Source organism: Pseudomonas parafulva NBRC 16636 = DSM 17004, assembly GCF_000730645.1.
Classification (GTDB): Bacteria; Pseudomonadota; Gammaproteobacteria; order Pseudomonadales; family Pseudomonadaceae; genus Aquipseudomonas; species Aquipseudomonas parafulva.
Window position 1 is genome coordinate 50,872 of sequence record NZ_BBIU01000022.1, and the last position, 17,873, is coordinate 68,744.

12 protein-coding genes are annotated in these 17,873 nt (G+C 64.5%); 3 read left to right on the forward strand and 9 right to left on the reverse strand.

Annotated elements, in window-relative coordinates; genetic code table 11:
• Positions 1-42 precede the first annotated feature (42 nt).
• Positions 43-1,899 carry a bifunctional O-antigen ligase/aminoglycoside phosphotransferase family protein gene (locus tag PPA02S_RS15110; protein WP_028631873.1) on the forward strand — a complete coding sequence of 619 codons (1,857 nt, stop codon included), beginning with the start codon at positions 43-45 and terminating at the stop codon, positions 1,897-1,899.
• 1 nt (position 1,900) lies between these two features.
• Positions 1,901-3,109 (forward strand): acyltransferase family protein, encoded by a 1,209-nt coding sequence (locus tag PPA02S_RS15115; protein WP_028631874.1) that lies wholly within the window; start codon positions 1,901-1,903, stop codon positions 3,107-3,109.
• Here the strand turns inward: PPA02S_RS15115 and PPA02S_RS15120 are convergent.
• From PPA02S_RS15120 to putP, 9 genes are all read right to left on the reverse strand, one after another.
• A complete protein-coding gene (locus PPA02S_RS15120) occupies positions 3,092-3,724 on the reverse strand; it encodes a CatB-related O-acetyltransferase (protein WP_028631875.1) in 633 nt (210 codons plus the stop codon). The genes PPA02S_RS15115 and PPA02S_RS15120 overlap by 18 nt on opposite strands.
• 6 nt (positions 3,725-3,730) lie before the next feature.
• On the reverse strand, positions 3,731-4,615 hold the full coding sequence (locus PPA02S_RS15125; RefSeq protein ID WP_028631876.1) for a glycosyltransferase: 885 nt from the start codon (positions 4,613-4,615) through the stop codon (positions 3,731-3,733).
• Positions 4,612-5,757: a glycosyltransferase gene (locus PPA02S_RS15130; RefSeq protein WP_028631877.1), complete on the reverse strand. Its 1,146-nt coding sequence runs from the start codon at positions 5,755-5,757 to the stop codon at positions 4,612-4,614. The genes PPA02S_RS15125 and PPA02S_RS15130 overlap by 4 nt, the downstream gene beginning before the upstream one ends.
• Entirely contained in the window at positions 5,754-7,184 is a 1,431-nt protein-coding gene (locus PPA02S_RS15135) for a PIG-L deacetylase family protein (protein ID WP_042141827.1), read from the reverse strand. Before PPA02S_RS15135 ends, PPA02S_RS15130 begins: the two co-directional genes overlap by 4 nt.
• The gene (locus PPA02S_RS15140) at positions 7,181-8,077 is read right to left on the reverse strand and encodes an antimicrobial resistance protein Mig-14 (RefSeq protein ID WP_028631878.1); all 897 of its coding nucleotides are present in this window, start codon (positions 8,075-8,077) and stop codon (positions 7,181-7,183) included. Before PPA02S_RS15140 ends, PPA02S_RS15135 begins: the two co-directional genes overlap by 4 nt.
• Entirely contained in the window at positions 8,077-9,204 is a 1,128-nt protein-coding gene (locus PPA02S_RS15145) for a glycosyltransferase (RefSeq protein ID WP_028631879.1), read from the reverse strand. The genes PPA02S_RS15140 and PPA02S_RS15145 overlap by 1 nt, the downstream gene beginning before the upstream one ends.
• Complete coding sequence (locus PPA02S_RS15150; protein ID WP_028631880.1) at positions 9,188-10,945, reverse strand: carbamoyltransferase family protein; 1,758 nt, start codon at positions 10,943-10,945, stop codon at positions 9,188-9,190. The genes PPA02S_RS15145 and PPA02S_RS15150 overlap by 17 nt, the downstream gene beginning before the upstream one ends.
• Before the next feature lie 120 nt (positions 10,946-11,065).
• Positions 11,066-11,902: a 23S rRNA (adenine(2030)-N(6))-methyltransferase RlmJ gene (locus PPA02S_RS15155; protein WP_028631881.1), complete on the reverse strand. Its 837-nt coding sequence runs from the start codon at positions 11,900-11,902 to the stop codon at positions 11,066-11,068.
• Positions 11,903-12,004: 102 nt separating this feature from the next.
• Entirely contained in the window at positions 12,005-13,483 is a 1,479-nt protein-coding gene (gene putP / locus PPA02S_RS15160; protein WP_028631882.1) for a sodium/proline symporter PutP, read from the reverse strand.
• Positions 13,484-13,838: 355 nt separating this feature from the next.
• On the opposite strand from putP, the gene putA reads away from it, so the two are divergent.
• Positions 13,839-17,792 carry a trifunctional transcriptional regulator/proline dehydrogenase/L-glutamate gamma-semialdehyde dehydrogenase gene (putA, locus tag PPA02S_RS15165; RefSeq protein WP_028631883.1) on the forward strand — a complete coding sequence of 1,318 codons (3,954 nt, stop codon included), beginning with the start codon at positions 13,839-13,841 and terminating at the stop codon, positions 17,790-17,792.
• Positions 17,793-17,873: the final 81 nt, after the last annotated feature.

The following is a 17,873-nucleotide window of genomic DNA, read 5'->3' on the forward strand; positions in this document are numbered from 1 at the left end:
GGTTAACATTGCCCGTTCTTCACACCCAGGCCCGTTTCGCTCATGTCCCCAAGCAGCCTCCAGAACGTCGGCAACCGCTTCTACGATTTCGTGTGCCTGTGGCTGCTGCCCGCCGGCATGCTCTCGCTGCTGGGTGCGCTGTTCTTCCTGCCCGATCGCAGCCTGCATCACAAGCTGTACTACGGCCTGTTCAGCATCCCGACGCTGTTGGCGTTGTGCGTGCGGCCAAGTGCACTCAAGCCATTGCTGCGCGAGCCGCTGCTGTGGCTGTTCCTGCTGTTTGCCGGCTATGCCGTGCTGAGCCTGGCCTGGTCGCCTTCGCCCACCGAGGCCGACAACCTGATCAAGCGCCCATTGCACACCCTGATGCTGTTCCTGGGTACTGGCCTGATGCTGCGCTACCGCCCCGAAGCCCTCAAGGCGCTGTTTCTGGGGGCTGCCCTGCTGGCCTTGGTGGCCACCCTGCGCGACCTGTCCACCTTCGTGCTGACCTACCAGCCAGGTAGCCGGCTGATCGGCGCGGGGGCTCTGGACAACCCGTTGCTCAGCTCTCACCTGTTCGGTTTCTTCGGTGTCTACTGGCTGTGGATGGCGGTCAACAGCAAGCGTGCACTCACCGTGGCGCTGTGCACGGCGGCGTTCGCGGTGATGTTCGCCGCCGTGGTCGCGACCGGCTCCCGCACACCGCTGGTGGCCATGACCCTGGCCGTCAACTGGATCGCCCTGCTGTGCCTGGACCGCCGCTCCATTCCGTTGTTCCTGGCGGCGCCGGTGTTCATCGTGCTGGTGCTGCTGGTTGACCCGCAACTGATTACGGCGCGGGGCGACTCTTACCGCTTCGAGATCTGGCACACCACCTGGGAGCTGTTCCTGCAGCATCCGCTGATCGGCCATGGCTATGACGCGCCGCTGAGCATCGATGTGGGGGTGGGTTACCCCTTCAGTGAACCCCACAGCTTCGCCATGGGCGTCCTGTATTACGTTGGCATCCTGGGCATGTTGCCCTGGCTTGGCATGCTTGGCTACGCCCTGTATAGCGGCTGGAAATACCGCAGGCACCCGGCCCTGCAGATGGCCACGGCGCTGCTGGTATTCGGCATCGGCGCAGGCCTGACCGAAGGCGGTGGCATCCTCTCGAGGCCAAAGGAGCACTGGTTCCTGCTGTGGATCCCGCTGGCCCTGATCGCCGGGCTGAACGTCGCCCGCCGAGGCGGCCGCCTGGTTGCAGCAACTCGCCACACCTTGACCCCTGCACAGGTGCAGGCGCTGCGCCAGGGCGCCAAGGTCATCGAAGAAGATGGCCTTGGGCCAAAGGTGCTGCTGCTGCAGGATGGCAGCTTCCTCAAGCTGTTCCGTGCCCGCCCCTGGTACACGGCCGGCAGCTTCTACCCCTATGCCCGGCGCTTCGTCAGAAACAGCCAGCAACTGGCCCTGGAAGGCATTGCCACCCCACAGGTAGTCGAGCTGCTGAACTACGCCGACGGCTCACAGGGCGTGCGTTACCTGCCACTGGCAGGCCGCACCGTGCGCCAGGCCCTGCAGGCCTGCCCGGCGCTGGCTGAGCGCCAGGCCCTGGTCGGGCGCCTGGGCCAGTTCATCGGCCGCCTGCACCAGCAAGGGGTGTACTTCCGCTCCCTGCACCTAGGCAACGTACTGCTGCTGGACAACGGTGAGTTCGGCCTGATCGACCTGGCCGACATGCGCCTACTGCCCTCGCCCCTGTCCGCCGAACTGCGCCAGCGCAACCTGCGGCACATGCAGCGCTACGACGAAGACCGCCATTGGTTGTTCGAAGAGAACGTTCAGGCCCTGCTGGAAGGCTATGACCTGTCGGCCAACCGCAGCATGAGCCGCGCCGTGCGCCAAAAAGTGCAGTTGTCCCACGGGGTGCAGCGCTGACATGGCGCTGCTGGCCCCCCTGCTGGGCGCCCTGGTCTTTGCCCTGGCGCTGCTGAGTGCCCGCCTGCTGTTGCGCAGCAACCTGGTCGCTCGCCACCTGGCACCAGCCGCCGGCCGCTGGGCCACCCTTGATGGCCTGCGCGGCTACCTGGCCCTGGGCGTGTTCATTCACCACGCCGCGATTGCCTGGCATTACCAATACACCGGCCAGATCGGCATGCCACCCGAGCGGTTCTTCGCCCAGGTCGGCCAGGTGGGGGTGGCGCTGTTCTTCATGATTACCGGTTTCCTGTTCTGGAACCGGCTGCTGCAGCAAGGCCGGCAATTTGACTGGCGGGCCTTTGCCATCTCCCGGGTGATGCGCCTGTACCCGCTGTACCTGGGCCTGCTGGCGGTGGTACTGCTGAGCGTGTTCTACCTGCAGGGCTGGGCGTTGCTGGACACGCCGCTGGCCCTGATCGGCCAGTTGGCCGGGTGGCTGGCGTTTCATCGCCCTGACATCAACCAGCTGGCGGGCACCGGCAACCTGATCTCGAACGTGACCTGGACCCTGAACTACGAAATCTACTTCTACCTGGCGTTGCCGCTGCTGGGCATGGCCTTCGTCTACCGAGGCACGCTGCTCAGAACCTTGATCTGCCTGGTTGCCCTGTACGGGCTGGCGCAGCTGGTCGGCTGGGAGCATGCCCTGAAGAAAAAGTACCTGCTCAGCTTCGCAGGCGGTATTGCCGCCGTGTACTGGGTACGCAGGCCGGCGTTGGTGCAGTGGGCGCAGCGCCGCCAGGGCACCTGGGTGGCCGTGGGCTTGCTGGCCGTGGTCATGCTGGGGTTGAACAAGACCTTTGCAGTGTTCCCGCTGCTGCTGCTCAGCATCGTGTTCTGCATCGTGGTGTCCGGCAACGACCTGCTCGGCGCCCTGCGCCTGCGCAGCGCACGCTGGCTGGGGGAAATCAGCTACAGCCTGTACCTGCTGCATGGGCTGGTGCTGTGGTGGCTGGCTTACTACCTGTACCCTCGGTACGGGTTCAGCTATGACGACACCGGGGCATTCATGGCACTGGTGGTGGTGGCCTGCATTGCGCTGGTAGCCCTGAGCAGCGCGACCTTCCTGCTGCTGGAGAAACCCGGCATAGCCCTGGGCAAGCGCCTTGCCCGCCGACAGCAGGCAACCGGTGCACAGCTGGAGCCAGGCTCAGCGAACCGCGCCTGACCCGCGCTGCCGGGCGTAGTCCAGAAACTCCTGGATATCCTCGCTGCACAGCTTGCCCACCACCTGGGCAATTTCGGCCGGCGGCCAGTCCCACCAGGCGCTGGCCAGCAGCTGGGCGCGCACTTCTTCCGGGAAGCGCCAACGCACTATTTGCGCCGGGTTGCCGCCCACCACCGCGTAAGGTGGCACATCCCGGGTCACCAGCGCACCCGCGGCTACCACCGCGCCACTGCCAATGCTCACCCCCGAGAGGAGGGTGCAGTTGGAGCACAGCCACACATCGTTGCCGATGCAGACATCACCACGGCTGAAAGCGTAGTTCTCGATCCCGGCTGCTTCCTTGAGCATGGCCGGGAACGGATAGGTGGTTACCCAGTCCGCGCGGTGATGGCCACCGAGGAAAATCTGCACGCCCTCGGCGATGGAGCAATACGCGCCAATGCGCAGGGTTGCACCTTCATTCCAGTCATGCACCTCAGGCACGCCGTAGCTCCCCACCCCAAAGGCGTACTGCGGGTAGCGCGCAGCAAACCGCGCCTGGCCACGCTCAATCGCCGGCAGCTTGCGAATGGCCCGCTTGGCCCGCTTGGCCAGGTAACGCGAAATCCACCCCATGGCCGATCAGGCCTTTTCCAGCGGCGAGAACAACAACCGCCCCAGGCCACGCCAGGTCTTGCGTGTGTAGGCCCGCAGGGGGATCTGCGCCAACAGCTCACGGGCCAGCTTGCGATCACGGTTGGCCACCTTGAGGAACATCGAGTTCAAGGCCTTGAACTTCACCTCTTCATAGGCCGGGTGGTCCTTGAACTTGGCGTAGGTGCGCAGGATGTTGTCGATCATGAAACGGTGATTCTTGTAGGTGTTGCTGGCGTGCTTGCGGTAGCGCGCCATGACCACGCTCAAGCCATCGATGAAGTAACCGGCGTGGGTCACCTTCAGCTCGATCATCAGGTCTTCCAGGCGCACATCCGGGTCAAACCCACCAACCTTCTGCAGCGCCTCACGGCGGATCAGCAGCGTGGGTGCGGGCGGGTACGGTTTGCGCTCGAGGAACATATCCTCGAAATCCAGGCGCCGGAACGGTACGTCACGGCGCTGGCGGGCCTCAGGGAACAGTTCGCCCTGGGCGTCGATCAGCTCGATGTTGCCAGCGCAGATACCCACTTCGGGCTTGTCGGCCATGTACTGCACCTGGATCGCGATACGGTCCGGCATCATGATGTCGTCCGAGCCGAACGGGGCAATAAGCTCACCCCTGGCACGGGCAATGGCGTCATTCAGGGTTTGCGTGAGGCCTTTGTTGCGCTGCACGCGGAAGTCGAAACCATGCTGGGCCTGGAGGCGCTGTATGCGCTCGACACTGTCATCCGACGAGCCGTCATCGATCACCAGTAATTCAATGTGCGGGTAGGTCTGGTTGAGCACGCTGAGGATGCTTTGCTCGATGTAGGGGCCGTGGTTGTACGATGCGATGATCACCGTCACCAGGGTTTGCTCGGCGCTCATTTTGCCTCCTGGGCGGCCAGGCCAGACTCGATCAGCGCCAGGTACTGCTGGCGGAACACCGTGATGTCATGGTTGTGGTTGAGGTAGTCGAACGCCTGCTCGCCCTTGGCCTGCAGCGCGTTGTCATCCAGCGCCAGGTAGCGGTCCAGCGCGGCGGCAAGGCTGGCCACGTCTGCCGGTTTGACCACTTCGCCGCCTGCGCCGGTAATCAGCGGCAGCATGGCAGGTACATCGCTGGCGATGACCGGCAAGCGCCCGCTCATGCCCTCGAGCAACGCCAGGCCCAGGCCTTCTGCCAGCGACGGCATGGCCCAGATGTCAAACGCCCGCACATAACGCAAGGCGTTGTCCCTGAAACCCAGCAGGTGCGCACGGCCTGCCAGCCCAAGGCGTTCGATTTCCGCCTGTAGACGCGCCTGTTCTCGACCGGCACCAATGATGGCCAACTGCGCGTTGGGGTATTTGTCCTTCAAGGCAGCGAACGCCTGGAGCAGGTAGGTGTGCCCCTTCACAGGCACCAGCCGGCCCAGTGCCCCCACCAGCCGCGCATCCTGGGCCAGGCCCAGTTGCGTACGGGCCTCGACGCGCGTGAGTTGCAAGGCCGTGGCCTGCTCGGTGTCGATGGCGTTGGTGATGGCGTGGGTGTTGCTGTCGGTGAAGCCGCAGCGGCAGTCGAGCAGGTACTGCTTCACGGCAGGCGATACCCCCACGAACTGCCAGTGCTGGTCGATCAGCCGTTGTGTCTGGCGCCGACGATAAAACCGGTCGTATTCGCCAAAGCCGTGGGAAATACCGATGCACAGGGGAATCTTCAGCCAACGGTTGAGCTGCAACAGCATGTTTACCGGTTTGAAGCGGTTGCAGATCACCACGTCGAAGCGCTCGCGCCGGCAAAACCGGTACAACTGCCACAGGGCCTTGAGGCGCATGCCTTTGAGGGCGCTGTCGGCGAAATCGAAATACACAGAATGGTCAGCGCGGCTCACCGGCTGGCCCGCTTGCGGCCGGCCCTTGAGGAACGCCATGGTGGTTTCGAACCGGTCAGCCGGCAGTGCCTTGAAGATCTGTTCGGCCAGGTCGGCAAAGTCGTGTTGCTTGATGTTGTAGTCCGGTTGCAGTTGCAGGACTTTGTAGCGCTTCATACGGTTTCCCGATCAACACCCTGGTGGCGGCCCTTCAAGACCCAGAACAGCTCGTGACGGCGCACGGCCTTGCGGAAAAATTCATTTTCGCCATACGGCGACAGGCGCCGCCCAGCCAGCCAGCGCTGAATGAAACGGCGCAGCCGCCGCTTGAACGGTGGCCGAGGCTGCAAATCATGCATCATACCCAGCGCCATGGCCTTGTCGCGCTGCAGGCGTGCGTCCAGCATCAGTGTGCAAGGCCGCCCTACAGGCTGGTCGCCGGTCATGGGTGGCAGGGCCACGCCCGCGCCACTGTCGCCCATGGGCCAGCGGTCGTTGTCGTGCAGGTGGTTGGCGTAGCCCAGCAGGGTTTCAGGCTGCCAGTCCAGCCCTTGCAACGCCTCGTGCAGCGCCTGTTGGGCAGCCACATGGTCGGGGTGCGGGTCCAGGACCGGGTGGGGCATCACGATCACCTGCGGGCGTGCCTCTTGCAGCACCGCGCGCAGATCGGCCAGCAGGTTGTGCCAGGTGGGCACCCCATCGTCGCCAGGCAGGGCAAGTTGGTTCAGCGTGCGGAACGGCCGTGTGTCGGCCATGTCGGCTTCACGAGAGCCAAAGGGTGAAGCCGGGGCATCGCGCATGGCAGGCAGTTGCAGGCAGAAATAGCCCAGTTGCACACAATTGCGTTCTGGCACCCCGGCCCAGCGCGGCACGGCGATGCTGTCCCAGGCCCGCAGCCTGCCTTTGAGGCGCGCAGCCTCCACAGCCGAGAGGCCCATGGCCTGGTAGTGCTCCGCTTCGATCTCGCCGGCCGTGAGGGTGACCACCCAGGCTTCGTCGGCCTGGCTGTACAGGCCATAGGCGGCCAGCTCGGCGTCATCGGCGTGGGGCGCGATGACCATGACGCGCTTGCGCCGCAGGTCCTCCTGGGCAAACGCCCACAGCCGGGGCTGGCCAACCAACCGGCAATGGCGGCCGCGCAGGGTCACCTGGCCGTCCGCCAGCGCCTGGCCGAGGCCGGTAAGGTTCACGAAGCGCACACCGCGTACACCCCGCTCGAACACCTGCAGGTCTTCGCCATGCGGGCCCTGAATGCGCACGCCTGGGTCGAACAGGCGCCCGAGCACGCCACAGCGCAGCGTTACCTGCAACAGCAACGTGCCGTCGTGGTGCGGCTGCAACCCCTCAGCCATCAGGCGACCGCCCTCCAGGCTCACCCCGGGGAGTTCATCGGCCGCCGGAAAACGGTAGGTGTAGTCCTCGCCTGCCCCATAGAACAGGTGGTCGGCCAGCCACGCCTCGTGGGCGACCCACAGCAGCGGCAACAGCAGCAGCGGCAGCCACCAGATGAAGCCCCCCAGCGCAACCAGCACCACCAGGGCCATCAACAGACCCAGGCGCTTGTTGCGCCGGTGGCGCTTGAGCAACTGCTGCTTGCGGCTCACGCCTGATACACCGGCACAGGGCTGCACCAACGGTCCTTGTACTCGCGGTCGGCCCGGCCGAACGAGAAGCGCAGCGGCTTGTCGAGGGCGCGGGCGTGTTCCCAGGCGGCCTGGGTATTGAGAAAGCTCAACACGCTGCCGGGGCTGAAGGCCTTGGTTTCGGGGTCGACCCCGCCGTTGATGTACTCGACGCTGATCCACTCTGGCGCCTCGACGCGGTACACCAGCTGGATGGCAATGGGTTTGTCGCCCAGCAGCAGCACCGAACCGATCAACAGGTTGTGCAAGCGCCCCAGCACCTCACCCATCTGCTGGGCGCCAGTGGCCGGGAAACCCCAGCGACGCAGGAACAGGTCGCAGTACATGCCGGCGATTTGCTGGGCGCTGAAATCGCTGATGGGCCTTACCACACCGCCCGCCTCTTCCAGCAGCCGCAGTTCGCGGCGCTGGTTGTAGCGAAATTTCTTCGACAGGTCTTCTGGCGCCCGGGCCATGGCCAACTGCTCCTTCTGCACCTTGAGGCCGCTGAAACGGCCCTGGTTCAGCTCGGACAGGTAACGCACGGCATGGCGCAACGGGGCACCGGCATCAGGCGCCGCAGGCAGGATGATTTCAGCATTACCCAGATCGAACAGGGCTTTTTTGCCAGCTCGCTTGAGCACGTCCTTGGACAGCGCCAGGTGCCGCCCCCACGTGGGGATGGCCGCCTTCAACTCGCCGGCCTGGTGCCAGCCCAGGTAGCGCACCGGGATACCGGCCAGGTCGGCCAGCTGTTGCACCACCTGTGGGTGGGTCGCAACGCTGCCACCAAAACGCGCCCAGGCCTGGGCGTAGGCTTCGCCGTCGATGGCTTGCCAGCCGCGCTCGCGCAGGGCCTTTACATGATTGAGCATCAGGCCTCCACCAACGCGCGCACCTGGGGCAGCTGCCAGAAGGCCTCGCGCACCGCCTGGTCAGAAAAGCGCTCCGCCAGGCGTTGCAACATGTGTTCGGCGCAAGCCGTGCGTTGCTGTCCATCCAGCAGCGCCATGTGCCTGAGGCCCTCGGCCAGTTGCGCCGCGTCACCCAACGGGAACAGCATGCCCACACCTTCGACCACTTCGCGGGCACCGCCACAGGCGGTTGCCAGCACCGGCACGCCGGCGACCATGGCTTCGAGCAGGACCATGCCGAACGGTTCATGGTCGGAGCTCAGGGCGAACACGTCGAACGCCTGGAAATACCGGCGCGCATCGGGCACCTGGCCCAGAAAATCGACCTGCCCGGCGATACCCAGCTCGCTGGCCAAGGCCTTGAGCACAGGTTCCAGCCGCCCCTTGCCCAGGATCGCCAGGCGGGCACCTGCCGGGAGCCCGGGCAGCGCCTGGGCAAAGCCACGCAACAAGGTGGCCTGGTCCTTGTCGGGGTGCAGGCGGCCGACGTTCCCCACCACCCAGGCCTGCGGGCCCAGGCCCAGGGCCTGACGAGCCTCGGCGCGCGGCACCAGGGCGGCCTGCAAGGCCTGGATATCGATGCGGTTGTACAAGGTCTGGATGCGCTCGGCCGGCCACTTCGGCAGGCAGCGGCGCATGTCGTCACGCACCGCATCGGACACACCCAGCAGGCTCAGGCGCTTGGCAAACAGGTTGGCGAACAGCTGCCGCCCCTTGCGCTGATAGTCACCAAAAGCATGGTGAACGCCGATCACCGGCAAACCGGTCGCCAGCAAGGCCACATAGATGGGCTTGAAGCGGTGGGCGATACAGAAGGCGAACTGGCGCTCGGCGGCAATGCGCCGCAGCGCGCGGATGGCGCCAAGTTTCAGGCCACGCACGGCCTTGGAGCTGAACCCCAGAAACAGCACTTCATCCGAGGCGCAACCCGCCGCAACCTGTGGGTCGGGCGCACCGGTGAGGAACACGGTAGTGACCTTGTAGCCGCTGCCCTGGAACAGGCTGGCGTACTGACGGGCACAGTCGAGGAACGGCCCGTCATAGCCATGGCAGAACTGCAGGATGCGCGGTTCAGAGCGGCTGGTCATACGCGGCGGCGCCGTCCTTCACGACCAGGATGTCTTCCATGATCAGGTACTGCAGGTCGGAACCGAAGAACATGTTCAGGGCGTCGGTTGGCGAGCAGATCATCGGCTCACCGCGACGGTTCAGCGAGGTGTTCAGCGATACACCGTTGCCGGTCAGGTCTTCCAGGGCCTTCATCATGTCGTAGTAGCGCGGGTTGTACTCGCGCTTGAGTACCTGGGCACGCGACGTACCGTCCTCGTGAACCACTTCGGGTACACGGGTTTTCCATTCTTCGGCCACTTCGAAGGTGAAGGTCATGAACGGCGCCGGGTGATCGACCTTGATCATCTGCGGGGCCACGGTGTCGAGCATCGACGGGCAGAAGGGTCTCCAGCGCTCGCGGAACTTGATTTGCTCGTTGATGCGGTTGGCCACACCCGGCACGCTCGGGCAACCGATGATCGAACGGCCACCCAGGGCACGCGGGCCGAACTCCATGCGCCCCTGGAACCAGGCCACCGGGTTGCCCTCGACCATGATCTTGGCGATGCGCTGCGGCATGTCGTCCAGCTTGCGCCACTTGGGCGCATTCGGGTGACGGGCGCAGGCGGCGATCACGTCTTCGTTGGAATACGAAGGGCCGAGGTAGACGTGCTCCATCTTCTCTACCGGCACACCGCGGGCGTGGGACACGTAGGCCGCAGCACCCACGGCGGTACCAGCATCACCGGAGGCCGGCTGCACGAACAGCTCCTTGACGTCGGAGCGGGCGATGATCTTCTGGTTGAGCTTGACGTTCAGCGCGCAGCCACCGGCAAATGCCAGCTTGCCGGTTTCGCGCAAGGTGTCGCCCAGGTAGTGGTCGATCATCTGCAGGGCGATCTTTTCGAACAAGGCCTGCATGCTGGCGGCATAGTGGATGTACGGCTCGTCGGCGATATCGCCTTCGCGCTTGGGCCCCAGCCATTCGATCAGCTTGGGCGAGAAATAGAAGCCCTTGCCCTTCTCTTTATGGCGGCGCAAGCCGATGACGTTGGCGTACTCGGTGTTGATCACCAACTCGCCGTTCTCGAAACTGGCCAAACGCGAGAAGTCGTATTTGCTGGCGTCGCCATACGGCGCCATGCCCATGACCTTGAACTCGCCGTCGAGCATCTCAAAGCCCAGGAACTCGGTGATCGCACCGTACAGGCCACCCAGGGAATCGGGGTCGAAGAACTCTTTGATCTTGTGGATCTTGCCGTTTTCGCCGTAGCCGAAGAAGGTCGTGGCGTATTCGCCCTTGCCATCGATGCCCAGGATCGCGGTTTTTTCCTTGAAACCCGAGCAGTGGTAGGCGCTGGACGCATGGGCCAGGTGGTGCTCGACCGGTTCGATCTTGATTTTTTTCGGGTCGAAGCCCAGCTGCTCCAGGCACCAGACGATCTTCTTGCGGTAGCGCTTGTAGCGGCGGTTGCCCATCAGGATGGCATCGAGGGCGCGGTCCGGGGCGTACCAGTAACGCTTGGCGTAATGCCAGCGGGCTTTGCCGAACAGGCTGATGGGGGCGAACGGGATGGCGACCACGTCGACGTCCGACGGCTTGATGCCGGCCTGCTCCAGGCAGAACTTCGCCGACTCGTAGGGCATGCGGTTCTTCGCATGCTTGTCACGCACGAAGCGCTCTTCTTCGGCGGCGGCAATCAGCTTGCCGTCGATGTACAGCGCCGCGGAAGGGTCATGGCTAAGGGCGCCCGACAGGCCAAGAATCGTCAATGCCAAGGGATGAGCCTCTTCATTCTGTAGAAATGCGCCAGTGGCCCCAGGGGCGGGTGGCGGCTAAAAGGCGAGATTATAACGCAAAGAATTCCAACTGGCCCTATCGCCGGCAGGCCAGGCACGTTACTCGGCGATCAACCAGTCCATGCGGTAGCTACCCGCCGTCTGCGCCAGCTCCCGGGCCAACCAGGGCAGCAGCTCCCTGAGCTCTTCCTCCAGCCCCCAAGGCGGGTTGGCAATGGCAAGGCCGGAGCCATTGAGCCCCTGCGGGCTGTCCTGGTGGTGCACATACAGCTCCACCCGCAGCAGCTTGGGCGCGCCCGTGCTGGTCAGGTCCTGGTAGAAACGAGTGAGGGAGCGCTGGTCCTTGATCGGGTACCAGATGGCCGCGACCGTCTGGCGCATGCGGCCGATTGCCTCCTTCATGGCGCTGGTGCAGCGCTTGAGCTCATCGGCCTGCTCGAACGGCGGGTCGATCAGCATGATCGCGCGCTTTTCCTGCACCGGCAGCAGGGCCCGGGGCACGTGCCAGCCCTCGCCCAGGTGCACGACCACGCGCGGGTCCTTTTTCATGTTTTCCTTGAGCAGCGGCCCGTCTTCAGGGTGCTTCTCGTTGAGCAGGGCACGGTCCTGCTGGCGCATCAGGCGGCGGGCCAGTTCGGGGGAACCAGGGTAATAGCGCAGCTCGCCATCCGCGTTCAGGCGCTTGATGATGCGGAGGTAATCGGCAGCCATCGCCGGCAGGTCGTCACGGCCCCACAGGCGCGCGACACCTTCGAGGTACTCACCGGTACGGCTCGCCTGGTCACCCTGAAGGTCATACAACCCCAGGCCGGCGTGGGTGTCGATGTAGGCGAACGGCTGTTCCTTGCGCGACATCAGGGCGATGAGGCGGGTCAGCACGATGTGCTTGAGGACGTCGGCATGGTTGCCGGCGTGGAAGGCGTGACGATAGTTCATGGCAACTCCTGCGCGGGCGGCAAGTTTACCTTGCCTTGCCGGCCGCGTCAGGCCTGGCTGCTGGTTGGTGCCGACGGCTAGGCCGGCACCGCTGCGCCAGCTTTACTTTTCGGCGTGATAGGCAGCATCAGCCGTTTCGAAGCGCTGCACCATCGCCTGGGTCGGACGGCCCAGCTTGCTGACCAGCACGATGGCAAGGGTACCCAGCAGGAAGCCAGGGATGATTTCGTACAGGCCCCATGGGTCAAGCTGCTTCCACAGGATGACGGTTACAGCGCCGACCACGATGCCGGCCAGTGCACCGTTGCGGGTCATGCCCTTCCACAGCACCGACATCAGCACCACAGGGCCGAACGCTGCACCGAAGCCTGCCCAGGCGTAGGCCACCAGGCCCAGTACGCGGTTTTCCGGGTTGGCCGCCAGGGCGATGGCCACCAACGCCACGGCCAGCACCATCAACCGGCCAACCCACACCAGCTCCACCTGCGAAGCATTCTTGCGCAGGAAGGCTTTGTAGAAGTCCTCGGTCAGGGCGCTGGAGCACACCAGCAGCTGGCAGCTCAGGGTACTCATGACCGCCGCCAGGATGGCCGACAGCAGCACACCGGCAACCCAGGGGTTGAACAGGATCTTGGCCAGTTCGATGAACACCCGCTCGTGGTTTTCGTTGACCGGCCCGGCAAGCTCCGGGTTGGCGGAGAAGTAGGCGATGCCGAAGAAACCAACGGCGCAGGTGCCGACCAGGCACAGGATCATCCAGGTCATGGAGATGCGGCGGGCGTTGGCGATCGATTTCACCGAGTCGGCCGCCATGAAGCGCGCCAGGATGTGTGGCTGGCCGAAGTAGCCCAGCCCCCAGCCCATCAGCGAAATGATGCCGATGAAGCTGGCACCCTTGAGCATGTCGAAGTTGGCCGGGTTGACCGCCTCGATCGCCGCGAAGGTCTGGTCGAAACCACCGGTTGAGATCAGCACGATCACCGGGGTGAGGATGAGCGCGAAGATCATCAGCGTGGCCTGCACCGTATCGGTCCAGCTGACCGCCAGAAAACCACCGACGAATGTGTAGGCAATGGTGGCTGCTGCACCGGCCCACAGCGCCGTTTCGTAGGACATCCCGAAGGTGCTCTCGAACAGGCGGGCACCCGCCACGATGCCGGAGGCGCAATAGATGGTGAAGAACACCAGAATGACCACGGCCGAGATGATGCGCAGCAGGCCGCTCTTGTCTTCGAAGCGGCTGGTGAAGTAGTCCGGCAGGGTCAGTGCGTCGCCGTTGTGCTCGGTTTGCACGCGCAGGCGGCCAGCCACGAACAGCCAGTTCAGGTAGGCACCCACGGTAAGGCCGATGGCGATCCAGGCTTCGGAGAGGCCCGCGAAGTAGATGGCGCCCGGCAGGCCCATCAGCAGCCAGCCGCTCATGTCGGAGGCCCCCGCAGACAGCGCGGTCACCACGCTGCCCAGGCTGCGACCGCCCAGGATGTAGTCAGAAAGGTTTTTAGTGGCGCGGTAGGCCGCGAAGCCGATCAGCACCATTGCGGCGATGTAGATCACAAACGTGATCGTGATTGGGTTACCCATGTGTGTGCCCTGGTGTTTGTTGTTATTTCATGTGCAACCGGTCGAGGCGGTTGCACCCAGGCGGGGAATGCTATGCAACAACGCAATGGGGTGCAACCATTTTTCATTTGCAAGTTGCACCTGCCCGTGCATTTTCAGATAAAGCCTGTTTTTTGCTCCTGTTTAGTGCATGGGAAGCGCATTTTTAGAACGAAACGACCATTCATGTCGCTTTCAGAAACGTCGGAAACGACCGTCAGACGAGTTGCACCCAGCTGTCGTGAAATTCGGGTTGCACCTGGTTGCACCCGGTTCGCCCTGCGGATAATCTTGGCGCCAGCTGACGCCACATTCGTGGCAATAACGAGGATAAGAAATGGCGACGACCACCCTTGGGGTCAAACTCGATGACCCTACCCGCGAACGACTCAAGGCCGCGGCGCAGTCCATCGACCGCACGCCGCATTGGTTGATCAAGCAGGCGATCTTCAACTACCTGGAGAAGCTCGAGGGTGGCGCGACCCTGAATGAAATCAACGGCCAGGCCAGTGGCCTGGCAGAGGATGCCGGGGATGCCCCGGTCGACCATGGCCACCAGTGCTTCCTGGAGTTTGCCGAGAGCATCCTGCCCCAGTCGGTACTGCGCTCGGCCATCACTGCAGCCTACCGCCGCCCCGAGCAGGAAGTGGTGCCCATGCTGCTGGAACAGGCCCGCCTGAGCGCACCGCTCGCCGAGGCCACCAACAAGATGGCCGCCGGCATCGCAGAAAAACTGCGTAACCAGAAAAGCGCCGGCGGGCGCGCCGGTATCGTTCAGGGGCTGCTGCAGGAATTTTCGCTGTCGTCCCAGGAAGGCGTGGCCCTCATGTGCCTGGCCGAAGCCCTGCTGCGCATCCCCGACAAGGGCACCCGCGATGCGCTGATCCGCGACAAGATCAGCAACGGCAACTGGCAGCCTCACCTGGGCAACAGCCCATCGCTGTTCGTCAACGCGGCCACCTGGGGCCTGCTGCTTACCGGCAGGCTGGTCAGCACGCATAACGAGGCCGGCCTCACGTCGTCGCTCACCCGCATCATCGGCAAGAGCGGCGAGCCGATGATCCGCAAGGGTGTGGACATGGCCATGCGCCTGATGGGCGAGCAGTTCGTCACTGGCGAAACCATTGCCGAGGCACTGGCCAACGCCACTCGCTTCGAGTCCAAAGGGTTCCGCTACTCCTACGACATGCTGGGTGAGGCCGCCCTCACCGAGCACGACGCGCAGAAGTACCTGGCCTCCTACGAGCAGGCCATCCACTCCATCGGCAAGGCCTCTAATGGCCGCGGCATCTATGAAGGGCCCGGCATCTCGATCAAGCTGTCGGCGCTGCACCCGCGCTACAGCCGCGCCCAGTACGAGCGGGTGATGGATGAGCTGTACCCGCGCCTGCTGGCGCTGACCCTGCTGGCCAAGCAATACGACATCGGCCTGAACATCGACGCCGAAGAGGCCGACCGCCTGGAGCTGTCGCTCGACCTGCTCGAGCGTCTGTGCTTCGAGCCTGCGCTGGCGGGCTGGAACGGCATCGGCTTTGTCATCCAGGCTTACCAGAAGCGATGCCCGTACGTGATCGACTACGTCATCGACCTGGCCAAGCGCAGCCGCCACCGCCTGATGATCCGCCTGGTCAAGGGCGCCTACTGGGACAGCGAAATCAAGCGTGCCCAGGTCGAAGGCCTGGAAGGCTACCCGGTCTACACGCGCAAGGTGTACACCGACGTGTCCTACGTGGCCTGTGCCCGCAGACTGCTGGCCGTGCCGGAGGCCATCTACCCGCAGTTCGCCACCCACAACGCCCACACCCTGTCGGCCATCTACCATATTGCCGGCCAGAACTATTACCCCGGCCAGTACGAATTCCAGTGCCTGCACGGCATGGGCGAGCCGCTGTACGAGCAGGTGGTGGGCAAGATTGCCGACGGCAAGCTGAACCGGCCATGCCGGGTGTATGCCCCGGTGGGTACCCACGAAACTCTGCTGGCCTACCTGGTCCGCCGGCTGCTGGAAAACGGCGCCAACACCTCGTTCGTCAACCGTATCGCCGACCACTCCATCTCCATTCAGGAACTGGTGGCCGACCCGGTGCAGAGCATCGAGCGCATGGGGGCCCAGGAAGGCAGCATCGGCCTGCCGCACCCGCGCATCCCACTGCCGCGCGAACTGTACGGCAGCGAGCGTGACAACTCGGCGGGCATCGACATGGCCAACGAACACCGTTTGGCGTCGCTGTCCTGCGCCATGCTGGCGACCGCCAACAATGACTGGAAGGCCACGCCGCTGCTGGCCTGCGCTGCCAGCGAGGGCACGGTAGCTGAAGTGCTGAACCCGGCCGACCACCGCGATGTGGTGGGCCATGTGCAGGAAGCCACCACCGCCGACGTGGACAACGCCATCCAGTGCGCCCTGAATGCAGCGCCTATCTGGCAGGCCACCCCGCCCGCCGAGCGTGCAGCCATCCTGGAACGCACTGCCGACCTGATGGAAGCCGAAATCCAGCCACTGATGGGCCTGCTCATTCGCGAGGCGGGCAAAACCTTCGCCAACGCCATTGCCGAAGTGCGCGAAGCGGTGGACTTCCTGCGTTACTACGCCGTACAGGCGCGCAACGCGTTCAGTAACGACGCCCACCGCCCGCTGGGCCCGGTGGTGTGCATCAGCCCATGGAACTTCCCGCTGGCGATCTTCACCGGCCAGGTGGCGGCAGCCCTGGCAGCAGGCAACCCGGTGCTGGCCAAGCCAGCCGAGCAAACCCCGCTGATCGCCGCCCAGGCCGTTCGCCTGCTGCTGGAGGCAGGCATACCGGAGGGTGTGTTGCAGCTGCTGCCAGGTCGCGGCGAAACCGTGGGCGCCGGCCTGGTGGGCGACGAGCGGGTCAAAGGGGTGATGTTCACCGGCTCCACCGAGGTCGCCCGCCTGCTGCAGCGCAATGTGGCCGGGCGCCTGGACAACCAAGGCCGGCCGATTCCGCTGATTGCAGAAACCGGCGGCCAGAACGCGATGATCGTGGATTCATCAGCACTGACCGAGCAGGTGGTGATCGACGTCGTGTCCTCGGCCTTCGACAGCGCCGGCCAGCGCTGCTCTGCCCTGCGCGTGCTGTGCCTGCAGGAAGACTGCGCCGACCGCGTGATCGAAATGCTCAAGGGCGCCATGGCTGAAAGCCGCCTCGGCTGCCCGGACCGCCTGGCCGTGGATATCGGCCCGGTGATCGACGGCGAAGCCAAGGCGGGTATCGAGAAGCACATCCAGGGCATGCGCGAGAAAGGCCGCGCGGTGTACCAGGTCGCCATCGCCGATGCCACCGAGCTCAAGCGCGGCACCTTCGTGATGCCAACCCTGATCGAGCTGGACAGCTTCGACGAGCTCAAGCGCGAGATCTTCGGCCCGGTGCTGCACGTGGTGCGCTACAACCGGCGCAACCTGGACCAGCTGATCGAGCAGATCAACAACTCCGGCTACGGCCTGACACTGGGTGTGCACACCCGTATCGACGAAACCATCGCCAAGGTGGTGGAAAGCGCCAACGCCGGCAACATGTACGTCAACCGCAACATTGTCGGTGCCGTGGTCGGGGTACAGCCATTCGGTGGTGAAGGCTTGTCGGGCACCGGCCCGAAAGCGGGTGGCCCGCTGTACCTGTACCGCCTGCTGTCGACCCGCCCGGCAGATGCCATCGGCCAGCACTTCGAGCAGCAGGACGGCGACGGCAAGCCTGACCGTGCGCTGCATGAGCAACTGGTCAAGCCGTTGCATGCATTGAAGGCCTGGGCACAAGGCAACCAGCTAAGCGAGCTGGCCACGCTGTGCAGCCAGTTCGCCACCCAGTCGCAAAGCGGCATCGCGCGCCTGCTGCCTGGCCCGACCGGCGAACGCAACACCTACACCATCCTGCCCCGCGAGCATGTGCTGTGCCTGGCCGACAACGAAGCTGACCTGCTCGCGCAGCTTGCTGCGGTGCTGGCGGTGGGCAGTTCGGCGGTGTGGGCCGACAGCGAACCCGGCAAGGCCCTGCGCAATCGCCTGCCGCGCGAGCTGCAGGACAAGGTCCGATTGACGGCGGACTGGAGCAAGGATGACGTGGCGTTCGACGCCGTGATCCACCATGGTGACTCGGACCAGCTGCGCGGGGTGTGCCAGCAGGTCGCCAAGCGCGCCGGGGCCATCGTGGGGGTACATGGGCTGTCCAGCGGGGATCACCAGATTGCGCTGGAGCGGCTGGTGATTGAGCGGGCGGTGAGTGTGAACACTGCGGCGGCGGGCGGGAATGCCAGTTTGATGACTATTGGTTGATCGCTGTTGGTAAAAAAGGAGAGCTTCGGCTCTCCTTGTTTATAGGCGCAGGGTTTGAGATGTTCAGCGCCTGTGAGATCG

Excerpts from the sequence above, each read along its gene's own strand:
- PPA02S_RS15110 (WP_028631873.1), top strand. The coding sequence starts at position 43 with ATGTCCCCAAGCAGCCTCCAGAACGTCGGCAACCGCTTCTACGATTTC.
- PPA02S_RS15115 (WP_028631874.1), top strand. The coding sequence starts at position 1,901 with ATGGCGCTGCTGGCCCCCCTGCTGGGCGCCCTGGTCTTTGCCCTGGCG.
- PPA02S_RS15120 (WP_028631875.1), bottom strand. The coding sequence starts at position 3,724 with ATGGGGTGGATTTCGCGTTACCTGGCCAAGCGGGCCAAGCGGGCCATT.
- PPA02S_RS15125 (WP_028631876.1), bottom strand. The coding sequence starts at position 4,615 with ATGAGCGCCGAGCAAACCCTGGTGACGGTGATCATCGCATCGTACAAC.
- PPA02S_RS15130 (WP_028631877.1), bottom strand. The coding sequence starts at position 5,757 with ATGAAGCGCTACAAAGTCCTGCAACTGCAACCGGACTACAACATCAAG.
- PPA02S_RS15140 (WP_028631878.1), bottom strand. The coding sequence starts at position 8,077 with ATGCTCAATCATGTAAAGGCCCTGCGCGAGCGCGGCTGGCAAGCCATC.
- PPA02S_RS15145 (WP_028631879.1), bottom strand. The coding sequence starts at position 9,204 with ATGACCAGCCGCTCTGAACCGCGCATCCTGCAGTTCTGCCATGGCTAT.
- PPA02S_RS15155 (WP_028631881.1), bottom strand. The coding sequence starts at position 11,902 with ATGAACTATCGTCACGCCTTCCACGCCGGCAACCATGCCGACGTCCTC.
- putP (WP_028631882.1), bottom strand. The coding sequence starts at position 13,483 with ATGGGTAACCCAATCACGATCACGTTTGTGATCTACATCGCCGCAATG.
- putA (WP_028631883.1), top strand. The coding sequence starts at position 13,839 with ATGGCGACGACCACCCTTGGGGTCAAACTCGATGACCCTACCCGCGAA.